General features: G+C 68.7%; 19 protein-coding genes. 16 read left to right on the top strand and 3 right to left on the bottom strand.

The window, feature by feature from the left end; translation table 11 throughout:
* Window positions 1-459 (bottom strand): DUF222 domain-containing protein (locus tag H7J06_RS24585; RefSeq protein ID WP_264041956.1); only part of this gene is annotated, 459 nt, incomplete at its 3' end.
* Between the two features lie 189 nt (window positions 460-648).
* On the opposite strand from H7J06_RS24585, the gene H7J06_RS24580 reads away from it, so the two are divergent.
* The 3 genes from H7J06_RS24580 (at window position 649) to H7J06_RS24570 (ending at window position 2,025) form a co-directional block, all read left to right on the top strand.
* Entirely contained in the window at window positions 649-900 is a 252-nt protein-coding gene (locus tag H7J06_RS24580; protein ID WP_264041954.1) for a hypothetical protein, read from the top strand.
* A gap of 56 nt (window positions 901-956) precedes the next feature.
* The gene (locus H7J06_RS24575) at window positions 957-1,649 is read left to right on the top strand and encodes an SDR family NAD(P)-dependent oxidoreductase (protein ID WP_264041952.1); all 693 of its coding nucleotides are present in this window, start codon (window positions 957-959) and stop codon (window positions 1,647-1,649) included.
* Between the two features lie 82 nt (window positions 1,650-1,731).
* The gene (locus H7J06_RS24570; RefSeq protein WP_264041950.1) at window positions 1,732-2,025 is read left to right on the top strand and encodes an SDR family NAD(P)-dependent oxidoreductase; all 294 of its coding nucleotides are present in this window, start codon (window positions 1,732-1,734) and stop codon (window positions 2,023-2,025) included.
* A 1-nt stretch (window position 2,026) separates the two neighbouring features.
* Here the strand turns inward: H7J06_RS24570 and H7J06_RS24565 are convergent, their stop codons facing one another.
* Complete coding sequence (locus tag H7J06_RS24565) at window positions 2,027-3,235, bottom strand: serine hydrolase domain-containing protein (RefSeq protein WP_264041948.1); 1,209 nt, start codon at window positions 3,233-3,235, stop codon at window positions 2,027-2,029.
* Between the two features lie 116 nt (window positions 3,236-3,351).
* Between H7J06_RS24565 and pyrR the strand changes: the two genes are divergently transcribed.
* From pyrR to pyrF, 7 genes are read left to right on the top strand one after another with little or no spacing between them, the layout of a single operon-like run.
* Entirely contained in the window at window positions 3,352-3,927 is a 576-nt protein-coding gene (gene pyrR, locus H7J06_RS24560) for a bifunctional pyr operon transcriptional regulator/uracil phosphoribosyltransferase PyrR (RefSeq protein ID WP_264041946.1), read from the top strand.
* Window positions 3,924-4,880, top strand: coding sequence for an aspartate carbamoyltransferase catalytic subunit (locus tag H7J06_RS24555; protein ID WP_264041944.1), 957 nt, complete (start codon window positions 3,924-3,926; stop codon window positions 4,878-4,880). The genes pyrR and H7J06_RS24555 overlap by 4 nt, the downstream gene beginning before the upstream one ends.
* Window positions 4,877-6,172 carry a dihydroorotase gene (locus H7J06_RS24550; RefSeq protein ID WP_264041942.1) on the top strand — a complete coding sequence of 432 codons (1,296 nt, stop codon included), beginning with the start codon at window positions 4,877-4,879 and terminating at the stop codon, window positions 6,170-6,172. The genes H7J06_RS24555 and H7J06_RS24550 overlap by 4 nt, the downstream gene beginning before the upstream one ends.
* On the top strand, window positions 6,169-6,669 hold the full coding sequence (locus tag H7J06_RS24545) for a PH-like domain-containing protein (protein WP_264041940.1): 501 nt from the start codon (window positions 6,169-6,171) through the stop codon (window positions 6,667-6,669). The genes H7J06_RS24550 and H7J06_RS24545 overlap by 4 nt, the downstream gene beginning before the upstream one ends.
* Entirely contained in the window at window positions 6,666-7,796 is a 1,131-nt protein-coding gene (carA, locus tag H7J06_RS24540) for a glutamine-hydrolyzing carbamoyl-phosphate synthase small subunit (protein WP_264041938.1), read from the top strand. The genes H7J06_RS24545 and carA overlap by 4 nt, the downstream gene beginning before the upstream one ends.
* Window positions 7,796-11,146: a carbamoyl-phosphate synthase large subunit gene (gene carB, locus H7J06_RS24535; protein ID WP_264041935.1), complete on the top strand. Its 3,351-nt coding sequence runs from the start codon at window positions 7,796-7,798 to the stop codon at window positions 11,144-11,146. The genes carA and carB overlap by 1 nt, the downstream gene beginning before the upstream one ends.
* Window positions 11,143-11,958, top strand: a complete 816-nt coding sequence (gene pyrF, locus H7J06_RS24530; protein WP_264041934.1) for an orotidine-5'-phosphate decarboxylase — start codon at window positions 11,143-11,145, stop codon at window positions 11,956-11,958. Before carB ends, pyrF begins: the two co-directional genes overlap by 4 nt.
* A 60-nt stretch (window positions 11,959-12,018) precedes the next feature.
* Here the strand turns inward: pyrF and H7J06_RS24525 are convergent, their stop codons facing one another.
* The gene (locus H7J06_RS24525) at window positions 12,019-12,378 is read right to left on the bottom strand and encodes a hypothetical protein (RefSeq protein WP_264041932.1); all 360 of its coding nucleotides are present in this window, start codon (window positions 12,376-12,378) and stop codon (window positions 12,019-12,021) included.
* A gap of 704 nt (window positions 12,379-13,082) precedes the next feature.
* Between H7J06_RS24525 and mihF the strand changes: the two genes are divergently transcribed.
* The 6 genes from mihF to H7J06_RS24495 all read left to right on the top strand — a co-directional run bounded on the left by mihF (window position 13,083) and on the right by H7J06_RS24495 (window position 18,085).
* Window positions 13,083-13,406 carry an integration host factor, actinobacterial type gene (gene mihF, locus H7J06_RS24520; protein WP_057165041.1) on the top strand — a complete coding sequence of 108 codons (324 nt, stop codon included), beginning with the start codon at window positions 13,083-13,085 and terminating at the stop codon, window positions 13,404-13,406.
* Between the two features lie 29 nt (window positions 13,407-13,435).
* Window positions 13,436-14,005: a guanylate kinase gene (gmk, locus tag H7J06_RS24515; protein ID WP_264041929.1), complete on the top strand. Its 570-nt coding sequence runs from the start codon at window positions 13,436-13,438 to the stop codon at window positions 14,003-14,005.
* Between the two features lie 50 nt (window positions 14,006-14,055).
* Window positions 14,056-14,352, top strand: coding sequence for a DNA-directed RNA polymerase subunit omega (gene rpoZ, locus H7J06_RS24510; protein WP_264041927.1), 297 nt, complete (start codon window positions 14,056-14,058; stop codon window positions 14,350-14,352).
* A 15-nt stretch (window positions 14,353-14,367) separates the two neighbouring features.
* Entirely contained in the window at window positions 14,368-15,624 is a 1,257-nt protein-coding gene (gene coaBC, locus H7J06_RS24505) for a bifunctional phosphopantothenoylcysteine decarboxylase/phosphopantothenate--cysteine ligase CoaBC (RefSeq protein WP_264041925.1), read from the top strand.
* Window positions 15,625-15,740: 116 nt separating this feature from the next.
* Window positions 15,741-16,949 carry a methionine adenosyltransferase gene (metK, locus tag H7J06_RS24500; protein ID WP_308205831.1) on the top strand — a complete coding sequence of 403 codons (1,209 nt, stop codon included), beginning with the start codon at window positions 15,741-15,743 and terminating at the stop codon, window positions 16,947-16,949.
* Between the two features lie 122 nt (window positions 16,950-17,071).
* Window positions 17,072-18,085 (top strand): acetamidase/formamidase family protein, encoded by a 1,014-nt coding sequence (locus tag H7J06_RS24495; protein WP_264041923.1) that lies wholly within the window; start codon window positions 17,072-17,074, stop codon window positions 18,083-18,085.
* Window positions 18,086-18,094 lie beyond the last annotated feature (9 nt).

Genomic DNA, 18,094 nt, shown 5'->3' with positions numbered 1-18,094 from the left:
CCCGTCGATCGTCTTCTCCAGCGTCGCCACCGACATCGGTTCCCGGGAGCTCAACGCCGCCGCCAGCATGGCGTCGAGAGCGTGGAGGGCGTCGGGGTCGACAACCAGGGCGCCGCGCTGCACCACCGTCCGCACCAACTGATAGGTGATCAGACCCTCGGCGAACACCGCGGCCACCTGAGGGAACCGTTCATGCAAGGCGACCGCGATCAACAACTGGTTGGACGCGGCCCCGGTGGTGATCCGCAGCACCGCACCGATGTGGGCGGCCACGGCGTCCCAGGTGTCGGTGCACCACAGGTCCCGCTCGGCGGACCCCTCGACGGCGGAAGCCTCGTCGAACATGGCGGCCATCGCGGCGACCTTGCGGGCACACGCGGCCGATTCCGCCTGAGACCACGCCTCGACCGTAGCGGCACCCGAGGTGTCGACGGTTTGTGCCACCAGAAAATCGAACATACGTACGAAGTTACTCGGGGCGAGGGACGATGCCGATGAAAACTAGGCCGCACACCCCCAGGCTGTGGATGAATCAGCCACTGTGGACAACCCCGGCTCCACAGCACCACGATGTCGGTGGCACATGCCATGGCGTCGGTGGGCGGCCTGCCGCCGGTTGACGGCTCCCGTGGTGGGCATACCCCGGTCATGACGATTGACAGTGACGTCACGAGACGACTCGTGGACGCCGACGACGACGCCGTGTTGGTTCTGCTCGAGGGTCGCGCACAGGTGATCGGTGCAGCCCAGTTGGACGACGACGCCCACCGCGGGGCGCTTCAGGTGATCTCGCGGACGGACTTCCTGCAGCGCGTCGGGAAGGCCACCAACCTCTCCGACGACGAGCTCGCCACGCAGGCGGCGATCCTCGACGCCGAGGTGTCCGAACTGGGCGGCTGACGCCCCGACACGCGAGAAGCGGGATGAAACCGGAGACGTCAGTTGCTGACATCAGCATGACCGATTACGAACACCCCACAGCACTGATCGTCGGAGCGTCCAAGGGCCTTGGGCTCGCCATGGTGGCCGAGTTCCTGCGGCGCGACTGGCGGGTGGTCGCCACCGTGCGCGGTGACGCCCCGGCTCCGCTGCGCGAGCTGGACGCATCCGGCCGCCTCGAGATCGAGACGCTCGACGTCACCGTCCCTGAGCAAATCGCCGCACTGCGCGACCGGTTGGCCGGTCGGCGCCTCGACCTGCTGTTCGTCAACGCCGGGATCGCCCACGACAACGTTCCCGTTGCCGAGGTGAGCACCGACAGCTTCGTCGAGGTCATGGTCACCAACGCGCTGAGCCCGCTGCGTGTCGTCGAGACCCTGGAGGACCTGGTGCCCGAGTCGGGCACGATCGGCATCATGTCGTCGCGGCAAGGCAGCATCTCGCAGAACACCCGAGGCGGGCACGAGGTGTACCGCGCCAGCAAGTCCGCGCTCAACCAGCTGTTCCGCAGCTACGCGGCTCGGCACGCCGGCGATCCGCGCACGTTGCTGCTGATCAATCCCGGCCACGTGCAGACCGAACTCGGGGGCAAGGGCGCCACGCTGACCGTCGACGACAGCGTTCCCGGCGTCGTCGACGTCATCGTCGCCCATGCCGGCGACGGCGGACTGCAGTTCCTCGACTATCACGACGCCGTCGTGCCGTGGTGAGCACGAGGTTCTGAGGCATCGCCTAGCGGACCCACATCGGGCGCCAAGGCAATCGGCGTTGACTGATGTCATGATTCGCGAGATGCCCTCTCACACAACATCCGTCGTCGTGATCCTGGACGGCGACACCGACGCCGGCCGCCGGTTGGCCCGACGGACGTTGGCCGACGGACACCGGGTCGTGGTGGTGGCCCGACATGCCGGTGACGCCGTCGAGGTGATGCACGGTCACTCCGCGGATCGGGTGATGGTGATCGCTGCCGACGTGGCGGACGCCCGGCAGTGGAGGCGTGTCACGGAGCGGGTGACCGCGAGGTTCGGTCGGATCGACAGGGTCGTCCGAGCCGAGGGCGCGGCGTTGCGTTCGTCGGCGTGAGTCAGGACTCCAAGGCCTGATACGTACGACGGACGAACCGCGGCTGAGCGGCCTGCAGTTTCGCCAGCGACGTGTTGCCCGCCACCGCGGCCGCGGCGGCATCCGAACTCAGGTCGGGCAGGTTCTGAATCAGGTACAGCATGATCAGGTCCGCCGACGGGTCGGCCTGCCACCACGTGCCGTAGGCGCCGGGCCAACTGAACGTGCCGAGTCCGCCCGGACCGTAGAGCTGGCGGGACTGAGCCGCATCGGTGACCACCGAGAGGTTCAGCCCGAAACCGCGACCGCGCCAAAAGGGCATCCCGAGAAAGGGATACGACTTCTGTTGGTCGGTCAGCCGGTCGGAGCGCATCAACCGCACCGACTCCTCCGACAGCACCCTGACATCGTCCACGACGCCGCCGCCGAGCAACATGCGGGCGAAGGCCAGATAGTCGTCGGCGGTCGACCACAGCCCGGCCCCTCCAGTGCAGAACGTCGGCAGCGTCACCGGCGCAGGACCCATCACGTCGTCGCGGAGACGCCCGTTGTCGTCGAGCTGGTACATCGTGGCCGCGCGCCGGCGCCCTTCGACGCTGACCTTGAAACCGGTGTCGGACATGCCGAGTGGGCCCAGAATCCGGGCGTCCAGCACGTCGGCCAGCGGCTTGCCCTCGATCCGCGACAGTGCGATGCCCAGCACGTCGGTGGAGTGGCTGTAGGTCAGCCGTTCGCCGGGCTGGTGGGCCAGCGGCAGCTTCGCGAGTTCGGCGAGCCAGCTGTCCTGGTCCTGGCGGAACCTCAGCTTGCCGTAGCCACGGGACAGCGGCGGCCCCACCGAGAACGCGTAGGCCAAGCCGCTGCGGTGCGTCATCAGATCGTCCACGGTGATCGGTCGCCGTAGCGGCACCGTCGACTCCAGCGGGCCCGACGGGTCGGCCATCACCCGCACGTCGGCCAACTCCGGTAGCCACCGGGCCACCGGATCGGTCAGCGCGAGCAGCCCGCCCTCGACCATCGACATGGCCGCGGCCACCGTCACCGGCTTGCTCATCGAGGCAATCCGGAAGATGGTGTCGCGCTGCATCGGCAACCCGGCGTGGACGTCGCGGTAACCGAGTTCGTTGACCTGCAGGACCTTGCCCGCCTGCCAGACCATCGTGACGGCCCCCGCCAGCAGGCCGGCGTCGATCGCCTCGCGGATGGATGCCTGATTGCCGTCGAGTTTCACCTGGCCAGCCTAGCCAGCCGGGCTGACGGTGCCCGGCGGGTGTTAAGCTGCCGCGGAAGTTCGACGTCCTTTAACGATCCGTCCCGAGAGGCGGAGAAGGAGGTCCTAGGTCAGTCATGGCTTCTGCCAGCCCCGACCGGGAATTGATGTCCGCCGCGGACGTGAGCCGGACGGTGTCGCGCATCGCGCACGAAATCATCGAGAAGACCGCGCTGGACGGCGCCGACGCGCCCCGCGTCATCCTCCTGGGCATTCCGACGCGCGGCGTCACACTGGCCGCCCGCCTCGCCGAGAAGATCCACGAATTCTCCGGCGTCACCGTGCCACGCGGCGCGCTCGACATCACGCTCTACCGCGACGACCTCGCCGGCAAGCCACCGCGCCCGCTGGAGGACACCTCGATTCCCGATGGCGGAATCGACGGCGCTCTCGTGGTCCTCGTCGACGACGTGCTCTACACGGGACGTTCGATCCGCGCCGCTCTGGACGCACTCCGCGACATCGGCAGGCCGAGGGCGGTTCAGCTGGCAGTACTCGTCGACCGCGGCCACCGCGAATTGCCGTTGCGCGCCGACTACGCCGGCAAGAACGTGCCCACGTCGCGCAGCGAGAACGTGAAGGTACGTCTCGCCGAGAACGACGGGGGAGTCGACGGGGTCTCGATCGCACCGCAGGGAGGGCCCGCCAGGTGAAGCACCTTCTCTCGGCGACCGATCTGAGCCTGGACCAGGCGACGGCCATCCTGGACGACGCCGACCGCTTCAGCCATGCGCTGCTGGGCCGCGAGGTCAAGAAGCTGCCCACCCTGCGCGGGCGCACCGTGATCACGATGTTCTACGAGAACTCGACGCGGACCAGGGTGTCGTTCGAGGTCGCCGGCAAGTGGATGAGCGCCGACGTGGTCAACGTCAGCTCGTCGGGGTCGTCGGTGGCCAAGGGCGAGTCGCTGCGGGACACCGCGTTGACGCTGCGTGCCGCGGGTGCCGACGCGCTCATCATCCGGCACCCGGCTTCCGGTGCGGCGCAACGGCTTGCCGAGTGGACGCGCGAAGGCAGCGACGGCGGGCCCAGCGTGATCAACGCCGGAGACGGGACGCACGAGCATCCGACGCAGGCGCTGCTCGACGCCTTGACCATTCGCCAGCGGCTGGGCTCGGTCGAGGGCAAGCGCGTCGTCATCGTGGGCGACGTGCTGCACAGCCGGGTCGCGCGCTCGAACGTTCGGCTGCTGGCGACGCTGGGCGCCGAGGTGGTGCTCGTCGCACCGCCGACGTTGCTGCCGACGGGCGTCTCGACGTGGCCCGTCACGGTCTCGCACGACCTGGACGCCGAGCTGCCCGCCGCCGACGCGGTGCTCATGCTGCGGGTCCAGGCCGAGCGGATGAAGGGCGGGTTCTTCCCCTCGGCGAGGGAGTACTCGGTGCTGTACGGACTCTCCGAGAAGCGGTCGGCCAAACTCGCCAAGCACGCCGTCGTGCTGCACCCCGGGCCGATGCTCCGGGGCATGGAGATCGCATCCTCGGTGGCCGACTCCTCGCAATCGGCGGTGCTGCAACAGGTTTCCAACGGCGTGCACGTTCGGATGGCGGTGCTGTTCCATCTGCTCGTCGGCGCCGGCTCGGCACCGGAAGGGGTGAATCCATGACGATCCTCGTGCGGTCGGTCCTTCTCTACGGCGAGGGTGATCCCGTCGACGTGCTCGTCGACGACGGGCAGATCACCGAGATCGGCACCGACGTCGCGGCTCCCGAGGGTGCCGAGGTGGTCGAGGGTGCCGGCAAGATCCTGCTGCCCGGGTTCGTCGACCTGCACACCCATCTCCGCGAGCCGGGACGCGAGTACGCCGAAGACATCGAAACCGGTTCGGCTGCAGCGGCGCTCGGTGGCTACACGGCGGTCTTCGCGATGGCCAACACCGATCCCGTCGCCGACAGCGCCGTCGTCACCGACCACGTGTGGCATCGCGGCCAGCAGGTTGGCCTGGTCGACGTGCATCCGGTCGGCGCGGTCACCGTGGGACTCAAGGGCGCTCAGCTCACCGAGATGGGCCTGATGGCCGCCGGTGTCGGCAAGGTGCGGATGTTCTCCGACGACGGTCTTTGCGTGGACGACCCGCTGGTGATGAGGAGGGCGCTCGAATACGCCAGCGGCATCGGCGTCCTCATCGCCCAGCACGCCGAGGAGCCGCGGCTGACGGTCGACGCCGTCGCCCACGAGGGGCCGAACGCGGCCCGGCTCGGGCTGACCGGCTGGCCACGTTCGGCCGAGGAGTCGATCGTCGCGCGCGACGCGATCCTCGCCCGGGACGCCGGAGCGCGCGTGCACATCTGCCACGCGTCCACCGCAGGCACGGTCGAGCTGCTGAGGTGGGCCAAGGAGCAGGGCATTTCGATCACCGCCGAGGTGACACCGCATCACCTGCTGCTCGACGACGCGCTGCTCGAGTCCTACGACGGCCGCAACCGCGTCAACCCGCCACTGCGCGAGGCCAGTGACGCGATCGCGCTGCGCCAGGCGCTCGCCGACGGCGTGATCGACTGCGTGGCAACCGATCACGCACCGCATGCCGACCACGAGAAGATGTGCGAGTTCGCCGTCGCCCGGCCCGGCATGCTGGGACTGCAGACCGCGCTGTCGGTGGTCGTCGAGACCATGGTGCGGTCGGGCCTGCTGAACTGGCGTGACGTCGCGCGGGTGATGAGCGAGGCGCCCGCGGCCATCGTCGGCCTGCCGGACCAGGGCCGGCCGCTGGAGGTGGGCGAGCCCGCCAACCTGGTGGTCGTCGACCCCGACGCCACCTGGACCGTCACCGGTGCCGAGCTGGCCAGCCGGTCGGACAACACGCCGTTCGAGGCGATGACGCTGCCCGCCGCGGTGACGCTGACGATGTTGCGGGGCAAGGTCACCGCGCGGAACGGGCAGAGTCCGCCGGCATGAACACCCCGACCCTGATCGCCTTGCTGATCATCGCCGCACTGCTGGCGTTGTTGATCGCCTTCTTCATCCGGCAGATGATGCGCGGGTGGCTGCACCGGGCGCAGCGGCAGGCCGAGATGATCGGAACGCTGCCGCCGCTGCCCGACACCGTCGGGTCGGCCATCGTCCCGGCCACCAAGGGGCTCTACGTCGGCAGCACGATTGCACCCAGCTGGCAGGACCGCATCGCCGTCGGCGACCTGGGTTTCCGCAGCAAGGCGGTCCTGACCCGCTACCCCGAGGGGATCATGCTGCAGCGCAGCGGCACCGGGCCGATCTGGATCCCCGAGGAGTCGATCACGGCGATCCGCACCGAGCGGGGCATCGCGGGCAAGGCACTGACGCACGACGGCATCCTCGCCATTCGCTGGAGGCTGCCGTCGGGCACCGAGATCGACACCGGGTTCCGCGGCGACGACCGCCGCGAACTTGCGAAATGGACTGGAGAGGTCGAATGACGGTGAAGAACAAGGCCGTAATGGTTCTCGACGACGGACGGGTGTTCACCGGTACCGCCTTCGGCGCGGTCGGGCAGACGCTGGGGGAGGCGGTCTTCTCCACTGGAATGTCCGGCTACCAGGAGACCCTCACCGACCCGAGTTATCACGGCCAGATCGTGGTCGCCACGGCACCACAGATCGGCAACACGGGCTGGAACGGTGAGGACGCCGAGAGTCGCGGGGACAAGATCTGGGTCGCCGGATACGCCGTGCGGGACCCCTCGCCGCGCGCCTCGAACTGGCGCGCCACCGGCACGCTCGACGACGAATTGATCCGCCAGAACGTGGTAGGGATCGCGGGCATCGACACCCGTGCCGTCGTGCGGCACCTGCGAACGGCGGGATCGATGAAGGCGGGCGTCTTCTCGGGAGACGCCCTGGCCGACACGGACGAGCTGCTGGCGCGGGTGCGCAGCCAGCCGTCGATGCTGGGCGCGGACCTCGCCGGCGAGGTCAGCACCGACTCCACCTACGTGGTGGAAGCCGAAGGGCAGCAACGCTTCACGGTGGCCGCGCTCGACCTCGGCATCAAGACCAACACCCCACGCAACTTCGCCAAGCGGGGCATCCAGACCCACGTGGTGCCGTCGAACGCCACGTTCGACACCGTCGCCGCGCTCAACCCCGACGGGGTGTTCCTCTCCAACGGTCCCGGTGACCCCGCCACCGCCGACCACGTCGTCGAGGTCACGCGCAAGGTGCTCGAGGCGGGAATCCCGCTCTTCGGCATCTGCTTCGGCAACCAAATCCTGGGCCGCGCCCTGGGGCGCTCGACGTACAAGATGGCCTTCGGTCACCGCGGGATCAACGTTCCGGTGATCGACCACCTGACCGGACGGGTCGCGATCACCTCGCAGAACCACGGCTTCGCCCTCGAAGGCGAGGCCGGCGAGGAGTTCGACACGCAGTTCGGCCGGGCCGTGGTCAGCCACACCTGCGCCAACGACGGAGTCGTCGAGGGCATCAAACTCATTGACGGAAGGGCGTTCTCGGTGCAGTACCACCCCGAGTCGGCGGCGGGACCCCATGATGCCGCCTATCTGTTCGACCAATTCGTCGACCTGATGGCAGGGGAGGGGCGCTAATGCCGCGTCGCGAAGACCTCAAACACGTACTGGTCATCGGTTCGGGACCCATCGTGATCGGGCAGGCCGCCGAGTTCGACTACTCCGGCACCCAGGCGTGCCGGGTGCTGAAGGCCGAAGGCCTGCGGGTGACGCTCATCAACTCGAATCCGGCGTCCATCATGACCGACCCGGAGTTCGCCGATTCCACCTACATCGAACCGATCACCGCCGCGTTCGTGGAGAAGGTGATCGTGCAGCAGGCCGAGCGCGGCAACAAGATCGACGCCCTGCTGGCCACGCTCGGCGGGCAGACCGCGCTCAACACGGCCGTCGCGCTGTACGAGAACGGGGGACTCGACCGCCACGGCGTCGAGATGATCGGCGCGGACTTCGAGGCCATCCAGCGCGGCGAGGACCGGCAGAAGTTCAAGGACATCGTCGCCAAGGTCGGCGGCGAGTCGGCCAAGTCACGGGTGTGCTTCACGATGGAGGAGGTTCGGGACACCGTCGGCGAGCTCGGCCTGCCCGTCGTGGTGCGGCCGTCGTTCACGATGGGCGGGCTCGGCTCCGGCATGGCGTACTCGGTCGAGGACGTGGAACGCATGGCCGGTGACGGCCTGGCCGCCTCGCCGACGGCCAACGTGCTCATCGAGGAATCGATCTTCGGGTGGAAGGAATTCGAACTCGAGCTGATGCGGGACCACCGCGACAACGTGGTGGTCGTCTGCTCCATCGAGAACTTCGACCCGATGGGCGTGCACACCGGCGACTCGGTGACCGTGGCCCCCGCGATGACGCTGACCGACCGCGAATACCAGACGATGCGCGACCTCGGCATCGCGATCCTGCGGGAAGTCGGCGTCGACACCGGCGGCTGCAACATCCAGTTCGCGATCGACCCGGCCGACGGACGGCTCGTCGTCATCGAGATGAACCCACGCGTCTCCCGCTCGAGTGCCCTGGCCTCGAAGGCCACCGGCTTCCCGATCGCCAAGATCGCCGCGAAGCTCGCCATCGGCTACACCCTCGACGAGATCGTCAACGACATCACCAAGGAGACGCCGGCGTGCTTCGAGCCGACGCTCGACTACGTCGTCGTCAAGGCCCCGCGGTTCGCGTTCGAGAAGTTCCCCGGCGCCGACCCCACGCTGACGACCACCATGAAGTCCGTCGGCGAGGCAATGTCGCTGGGCCGCAACTTCATCGAGGCGCTCGGCAAGGTGATGCGCTCGCTGGAGACGCCGGGCCGTGGCGGTTTCTGGACCGGGATGGATCCCGAGCTCACCGTCGAGGAGCTGCTGACGCGGCTGAAGACGCCCACCGACGGTCGCCTCTACGACATCGAACAGGCACTGCGGCAGGGTGCGTCGGTCGAGGAGGTCGCGAAGGCGTCGGGCGTCGACCCGTGGTTCGTCGACCAGATCAACGGACTGGTGCACCTCGCGGCGGAGCTGCGCGCCGCGCCCGTGCTCGACGAGGAACTGCTGCGCGCCGCAAAGCACAGCGGCCTGTCCGACCGCCAGATCGCGGCCCTGCGGCCCGAACTCGCCGGTGAGGACGGCGTCCGCACGCTGCGGCGGCGGCTGGGGGTTCACCCCGTCTACAAGACGGTGGACACCTGCGCCGCGGAGTTCGAGGCCAAGACGCCGTACCACTACAGCAGCTACGAGATCGATCCGGCGGCCGAGACGGAGGTGGCGCCGCAGGCCGACAAGCCCAAGGTGCTGATCCTCGGGTCTGGTCCCAACCGGATCGGTCAGGGCATCGAGTTCGACTACAGCTGCGTCCACGCCGCGACCACGCTCAGCGAGGTCGGCTTCGAGACCGTCATGGTGAACTGCAACCCCGAGACCGTGTCGACCGACTACGACACGGCCGACCGGCTGTACTTCGAACCGCTGACCTTCGAGGACGTCCTCGAGGTCTACCACGCCGAATCAGCCTCCGGGGCAGGCGGACCCGGCGTCGTCGGCGTGATCGTCCAGCTGGGTGGGCAGACACCGCTGGGCCTGGCGCAGCGGCTCTCCGACGCCGGCGTCCCGATCGTCGGCACCAGCCCGAAGGCGATCGACCTCGCCGAGGACCGCGGTGAATTCGGCGAGGTGCTGAAGAACGCCGGGCTGCCCGCACCACGGTTCGGCATGGCGACCAGCTTCGAGCAGGCTCGCCGCATCGCCGCCGACATCGGGTACCCGGTTCTGGTGCGCCCGTCCTACGTCCTGGGTGGGCGCGGCATGGAGATCGTCTACGACGACGAGACGTTGCGCGGGTACATCACTCGCGCCACCCAACTCTCGCCCGAGCATCCCGTCCTGGTCGACCGATTCCTGGAAGACGCCATCGAGATCGACGTCGACGCGCTGTGTGACGGATCCGAGGTCTACATCGGTGGCGTGATGGAGCACATCGAGGAGGCGGGCATCCACTCCGGCGACTCCGCGTGCGCACTCCCGCCGGTCACCCTCGGCAAGCAGGACATCGCCGCCGTGCGGCACGCGACCGAGGCCATTGCCCACGGCATCGGCGTCGTCGGCCTGCTGAACGTGCAGTACGCCCTGAAGGACGACGTGCTCTACGTGCTGGAGGCCAACCCGAGGGCCAGCCGCACCGTCCCGTTCGTCTCCAAGGCCACGGCGGTGCCGTTGGCCAAGGCCTGCGCTCGCATCATGCTGGGCACCAGCATCGCCCAGTTGCGCCAGGAGGGCATGCTGGCCGCGACCGGCGACGGTGCCGACGTCGCCCCGAACGCGCCGATCGCGGTCAAGGAGGCGGTCCTGCCGTTCAACCGGTTCCGCAAGGCGGACGGCTCCCAGGTCGACTCGTTGCTGGGGCCGGAGATGAAGTCGACCGGCGAGGTGATGGGCATCGACCGGGACTTCGGCACCGCCTTCGCCAAGAGCCAGACCGCGGCCTACGGTTCGCTGCCGGCCGCCGGCACGATCTTCGTCTCGGTGGCCAACCGGGACAAGCGCTCGCTGGTGTTCCCCGTCAAGCGGTTGGCCGATCTAGGGTTCCGGGTGCTGGCCACCGAGGGAACCGCGGAGATGTTGCGCCGCAACGGCATACCGTGCGACACGGTGCGCAAGCACTTCGAGGCACCCACTCCCGACCGACCGGCGACGTCAGCCGTCGACGCGATCAGGGCCGGTGAGGTCGACATGGTGATCAACACTCCCTACGGCAACTCCGGTCCCCGCGTCGACGGGTACGAGATTCGCTCGGCCGCCGTCGCGATGAACATTCCCTGCGTGACGACGGTGCAGGGAGCGTCCGCGGCGGTGCAGGGCATCGAGGCCGGCATCCGCGGCGACATCGGCGTGATGTCGCTGCAGGAGTTGCACAGTCGGCTCGGTGGACCTGCGACGTGACCGGTTTCGGGACCCGGCTGGCCTCGGCCGTGGCCGATCGGGGCCCTTTGTGTCTGGGCATCGATCCGCATCCCGAACTGCTGCAGGCCTGGGGACTACCGGTCGACGTCGACGGGCTCACCGCGTTCTGTGACGTGTGCGTTCGGGCCTACGAGGGCTTCGCCATCGTCAAGCCACAGGTGGCGTTCTTCGAAAGCCATGGCGCAGCTGGTTATTCGGTGCTGGAGACCGTCATCGCGGAGCTACGTGACGCCGGTGTCCTGGTCCTGGCCGACGCCAAGCGAGGTGACATCGGCACGACGATGGCGGCGTACGCCGCGGCGTGGGCCGGGGACTCGCCGCTGGCGTGCGACGCCGTCACCGCGTCGCCGTACCTGGGATTCGAGTCGCTCAGGCCACTACTCGACACCGCCGCCCAGCACGGTCGCGGCGTGTTCGTGCTCGCCGCGACGTCCAATCCCGAGGGCGCCAGCGTGCAGCGGGCAGTGGTCGACGGTCGCACGGTCGCCCAGTCGATCGTCGACGACGCGAGCGCAGAGAACCGCGGGGCGGGGGCGGGATCCGTCGGAGTCGTCGTGGGCGCCACCTTGGCCGAGGTTCCGGACCTCGGCGAGCTCGGCGGGCCGGTGCTGCTGCCCGGCGTCGGTGCCCAGGGCGGTCGCCCCGACGCGCTGCGCGGTCTTGGCGGAGCGGCGCCGGGAACGCTGTTGCCCGCGGTGTCGCGTGAGGTGTTGCGGGCCGGCCCCGACGTCGGTGCGGTGCGCGCGGCGGCGGAGCGCATGCGTGACGCCGTGGCGCACCTCGCGGGCTGACCAGCAGACGACGCGGCGGGTCACCGTTTGCCGGTGACCCGCCGCGTCGGTCCGGGCTGGCTACAGCGGAATCCAGACGGGGCCGAACCAGAAGCCCCAGCCCTGTCCGTTGCCGGCCGGCATCGGGGTGACCTGCTGACCGTTCCAGTTGAACGGCTGGTGGTCCTGGCGGCCCTGGTCCACTCCGCGGTGCTGCCAGTCGACGGGTGCCCCGCCGCCGTTCGGGCCCCGGTTGTCGTCCGGGCCCCGGTTGTCGGTGGGGCCCCAGTTGTCGTGCTGGTCCTGCCCACAGGGCGGCTGGCCCGGCGCGTTGCACTGGCCCGGATTGGCCGACGCCGTCCCGAGACCGACGCCGAACAACCCGGCCAGTCCGACTCCGGCGGCCAGCGTCGACGCGTACACGGCCCGCTTGATGGTCATCAGAATCTCTCCACTCTTGTCGTCCGTACGAGGCGAGTTCGCCTCACCAACACGACGCTAGGGAGTCCAGATGGGCGCCGTCCCTGCTGACGATTTGTGCCCGCTGTGCATCCGGTAACGGAATGAAAACCGCTCGATGACAAGCGAATACGGCAGCGAAGCGGCCGATGGTGTGATCACCACCGGCCGCTTCCGTGACAAGCGTCGAGCATTCGGCCACTGCCGACTCCAGTCAGACGCTACGCACGGACCCTGGGTGCGGGCTTTCCCCGACGTGTGAGTGACGTGCGTGACGGACGCAACTCGAGTGACGATCGGGGTCACCCGGGGCGACCGCCGAGGCGTCGCCGACACGCCCGACATGCGATGACCTGGGAAATTCTCAGTAATCGGGCCTCGCCGAGCGGCGCCTCGGTCGACAGGTCGTCGTGGTGCCTCGCCCGCGACGATTCCGAAACGGCCCAAAACCCCCGCTATGCAGGCAAAACGTCGTCCAAGCCAGGCCGCGCCCGACCCTGCTCTCGGGGGCCACCAAATTCGGCGGATTGCCCTACACGCTGCGCTTTTGGCCCGGGAACCCGGGGGGTGGGGTTAGCTTTCGTCAGCGGCCGTGGGTACGGTCGTCGTCGCTGGCTGGTTCTCCAACCAGTCAAGACACAAGATGATGATGGCCAGTACGAAGATGGCGAGAGACGGAGGAACCCGTGGCCCTTCCCCAGTTGACCGACGAGCAGCGCGCGGCAGCGTTGGAGAAGGCTGCCGCCGCACGTCGAGCGCGAGCTGAACTGAAGGATCGACTCAAGCGTGGCGGCACCAACCTCAAGCAGGTCCTCAAGGACGCTGAGAGCGACGAGGTCTTGGGCAAGATGAAGGTTTCCGCGTTGCTCGAAGCATTGCCGAAGGTTGGCAAGGTCAAGGCACAGGAAATCATGACCGAGCTCGAGATCGCTCCCACCCGCCGTTTGCGCGGTCTGGGCGATCGTCAGCGCAAGGCCCTGCTGGAAAAGTTCGACTTCACGGCAGATTAGTGCCGGCGGAGGACCGGGCGGCGGTAGCGATGAGTCGAGTCGTGGTGCTGTCCGGTCCTTCGGCCGTCGGCAAGTCGACGGTCGTCCGTTGCCTGCGTGAGCGGGTGCCGAATCTGTACTTCAGCGTCTCCGCGACCACCAGGTCGCCCCGTCCTGGCGAAGTCGACGGAGTGGACTACACGTTCGTCACCGCCCGCCAGTTCCAGCAGCTGATCGACGACGGCGCGCTTCTGGAGTGGGCCGAGATTCATCGCGGTCTGCACCGATCGGGAACGCCCGCCGAACCCGTCCGCGCCGCCGCTCGCGCCGGACGTCCCGTCCTCATCGAGGTCGACCTCGCCGGTGCTCAGGCCGTGAAGGCCGCCATGCCGGAGGCCGTGTCCGTGTTCCTCGCCCCTCCCAGCTGGGAAGTGCTGGAGTCCCGACTGGTCGGCCGCGGCACCGAAAGCCCCGAGGTGAGAGAGCGCAGGCTTGCCACCGCACGGGACGAACTCGCCGCCCAGCATGACTTCGACGTGGTCGTCGTCAACGCGCAATTGGAATTTGCCTGTTCAGAATTGGTATCCTTGCTGATGGGCCACACGCCGGATCCGGCGTGACCGATCAGCAGACAGCTAGGCCCCCAGCGAAAACGCCAGGAGATAACTTCGTGACAACCCCTGTCGAGAGCACCGACTCCGACGCCGCCAACGCCTATGACACGCCGCTGGGCATCACCAACCCGCCGATCGACGAGTTGCTGTCCCGCGCGTCTAGCAAATATGCGCTGGTGATCTACGCCGCCAAGCGCGCGCGCCAGATCAACGATTACTACAACCAGCTCGGTGACGGCATCCTCGAGTACGTCGGACCGCTCGTCGAGCCGGGCCTGCAGGAGAAGCCGCTGTCGATCGCCCTGCGCGAGATCCACGGCGACCTGCTCGAGCACACCGAGGGCGAACACTAGGTCACCGGCTTCGACATGACCGAGCGCAAACGGGTCGTCGTGGGTGTCGCGGGCGGTATCGCCGCCTACAAGGCATGCACGGTAGTCCGCCAGCTCGCCGAGGCCGGTCACTCCGTCCGGGTGGTTCCCACCGAATCCGCGCTGCGTTTCGTCGGTGCGGCCACCTTCGAAGCGCTCTCCGGCCAACCCGTCCGCACGGGCGTGTTCTCCGACGTCGACGAGGTCCCGCACGTCCGCATCGGCCAGGAGGCCAATCTCGTAGTCGTCGCGCCCGCCACCGCGGACCTGTTGGCCCGTGCGGTTGCGGGACGCGCCGACGACCTGCTGACGGCCACGCTGTTGACCGCGCGATGTCCGGTCATGTTCGCGCCCGCGATGCACACCGAGATGTGGTTTCACCCCGCGACGGTCCAGAACGTCGAAACCCTGCGGCGCCGCGGGAACGTCGTGCTCGAACCGGCCTCCGGGCGGCTCACCGGGTCCGACAGCGGCGCGGGTCGCCTGCCCGAGCCGGAGGAGATCACGACGCTGGCCCAACTCCTGCTCGACCGGTCCGACGCCCTGCCCTTCGACCTCGCGGGGGTCAAGGTGCTCGTCACCGCCGGCGGCACCCGGGAGGCCCTGGATCCGGTGCGATTCATCGGCAACCGCAGTTCGGGCAAGCAGGGCTACGCGGTGGCCCGGGTGGCCGCGCAGCGCGGGGCGGACGTCACTCTCATCGCGGGCAACACCGCCGGTCTGGCGGACCCCGCCGGCGTCACGGTCGTGCACATCACGTCCGCCGAACAACTGCAGGACGCCGTCTCCAAGCACGCGCCCGACGCCCACGCCCTCGTGATGGCCGCGGCCGTGGCGGACTTCCGGCCCACCCACGTGGCGACCAGCAAGATCAAGAAGTCCCACGATCCCGGCGCTGCGGCGGCACCCGTCATCGAGCTGACGCGGACCGACGACGTCCTCGCGGGCGTGGTCCGCGCCCGTGCCGACGGCCAGCTGCCCAACATGCGCGCCATCGTCGGATTCGCCGCCGAAACGGGTGACGCCAACGGGGACGTGCTGTTCCACGCCAGAGCAAAACTGCAGCGCAAGGGCTGCGACCTCCTCGTCGTCAACGCGGTCGGCGAGGGCAAGGCGTTCGAGGTCGACAACAACGACGGGTGGCTGCTGGCCGCCGACGGCAACGACGTCGCACTGGAGCACGGTTCGAAGACGCTGATGTCTAGCCGTATCGTGGACGCGATCGCTGCGTTCCTCGGAAACCGGGCGGAGTGACGGACTCGTCGGCAACGCCCTGCGCGTAAGGGTTGCGGCCCGCCGGTGCGCACGCTTGGCTGCAGCAAGGCATCGATATGATTCGCACAACTAAGTTTCTAGAAGGGGATGACATCGTGAGCAAAGGTCGGCTGTTTACCAGTGAGTCGGTAACAGAGGGACACCCCGACAAGATCTGCGACGCCATCAGCGATTCGGTGCTCGACGCGCTGCTGGCGCAGGATCCGAAGTCCCGGGTGGCGGTGGAGACCCTGGTGACCACCGGTCAGGTTCACGTCGTCGGCGAGGTCACCACCACCGCCAAGGAGGCGTTCGCCGACATTCCGAAGACGGTCCGCGCCCGCATCCTCGAGATCGGCTACGACTCGTCCGAGAAGGGCTTCGACGGCGAGACCTGCGGCGTGAACATCGGCATCGGCGCGCAGTCGCCCGACATCGCGATGGGCGTCGACACCGCGCACGAGGCGCGCGTGGAGGGCGCGGGCGATCCGCTGGACGCCCAGGGCGCCGGCGACCAGGGACTGATGTTCGGCTACGCCATCAGGGACACGCCCGAGCTCATGCCGCTGCCGATCGCGATCGCGCACCGCCTGGCCCGCCGGCTGACCGAGGTTCGCAAGAGCGGCGTGCTCGACTACCTGCGTCCCGACGGGAAGACTCAGGTGACCGTGCAGTACGACGGCAACACCCCCGTCCGGCTGGACACGGTCGTGCTGTCCACTCAGCACGCCGACGGCATCGACCTCGAGGGTGGCCTGACGCCGGACATCCGCGAGAAGGTCGTCAACACCGTCCTGGCCGACCTCAACCACGAGTCCATGGACACCTCCGACTACCGACTGCTGGTCAACCCGACCGGCAAGTTCGTGCTCGGCGGCCCCATGGGCGACGCCGGGCTGACCGGCCGCAAGATCATCGTCGACACCTACGGTGGCTGGGCCCGCCACGGTGGCGGCGCGTTCTCCGGCAAGGACCCGTCAAAGGTGGACCGCTCCGCCGCCTACGCAATGCGCTGGGTGGCCAAGAACGTCGTCGCCGCCGGCCTGGCCGAGCGCGTCGAGGTGCAGGTCGCCTACGCCATCGGCAAGGCGGCCCCCGTCGGGCTGTTCGTCGAGACCTTCGGCTCCGAGACCGTCGACCCGGCTCGCATCGAGAAGGCCATCACGTCGGTCTTCGACCTGCGCCCCGGCGCGATCGTCCGCGACCTTGACCTGCTGCGCCCCATCTACGCGCCGACGGCGGCCTACGGTCACTTCGGCCGCACCGACGTCGACCTGCCGTGGGAGCGGACGGACAAGGTCGAGGAGCTCAAGGCGTCCGTCTAAACCCCGAGCAGTCGCAAAGGGCCCTGAATCCTCGCGATTCAGGGCCTCTTGCTGAAGCCGCTCGCGGACTGGTCACGCGGGTCGGGTGGGCGCGCGGTGACGGGATCCAGCAGGATGGCCTTATGGATCACGTCACCTTCGTGCCAACGGTCGACCAGCTCGCCTACACCTTCGGTGGCGCCACCCCGGTGATGCGCATCAAACCGGGCACGGCACTGACCCTGTGGACCGAGGACGCCTACGGCGGCCGCATCACCAGCGCGGCCGACGTCGCCACCACGGCGCTGGACACCGAGGACCTCAACCCGCAGACCGGCCCGTTCTGGATCGAGGGCGCCGCGCCGGGGGACACCCTCGCGGTGCACCTGGTCGACCTGACGCCCGCCCGCACCTGGGGCGCGTCGACCCTGATTCCGTTCTTTGGTGGGCTCACCAGCATTCCGGCCAGTCCCACGCTGCAGGACCCCCTGCCGGAGCGCACCTACGTCTACGACTACGACGCCGGCACCGAGACACTCGGGTTCTCCGCGCTGGGGAGCGACTTCCAGCTGCGCCTGCCGTCGAACCCGATGCTCGGCACGGTCGGCGTCGCACCCGCGCGGCGCGAGGTCCGCACCTCGCTGGTGCCGGACTACTTCGGCGGCAACATGGACAGCCCCGAAATGGCCGCGGGCGCAACGTGTTACCTGCGGGTCAACGTCGACGGTGCGTTGTTCTCCCTCGGCGACGGCCACTATCGGCAGGGCGAGGGCGAGTCGTGCGGGACCGCGGTGGAGGGGGCGATGCACGTGACCGCGATCGTCGACCTGATCAAGGGTGGCGGGCCGGCCTGGCCGCGGATCGAAACCGACACCCACCTGATGTGCATCGGCTCGGGCCGCCCGCTCGAGGAGGCGTGGCGGGCGAGCCAGGTCGAGATGGTCGGCTGGCTCGGCGAGCTGTACGGCCTCGACCGTCTCGACGCCTACCAGCTGCTCAGCCAGATCTCGGAGGTGCCGATCGCCAACGTGGTCGACACCAACTACAGCGCCGTGACCAAGGTCGACAAGCGGCTGCTGCCGAATGCGCCGGCCTTCGGCGGCCTTCACGACGAATTGCGCAGGGCTGCACGGTCACTGGGCTCGATCTCGTACTGAGGAGACACC

Origin of the sequence: Mycolicibacterium hodleri (assembly GCF_025822245.1) — a bacterium.
Classification (GTDB): Bacteria; Actinomycetota; Actinomycetes; order Mycobacteriales; family Mycobacteriaceae; genus Mycobacterium; species Mycobacterium hodleri.
This window is presented reverse-complemented; position numbering and strand designations above follow the sequence as displayed.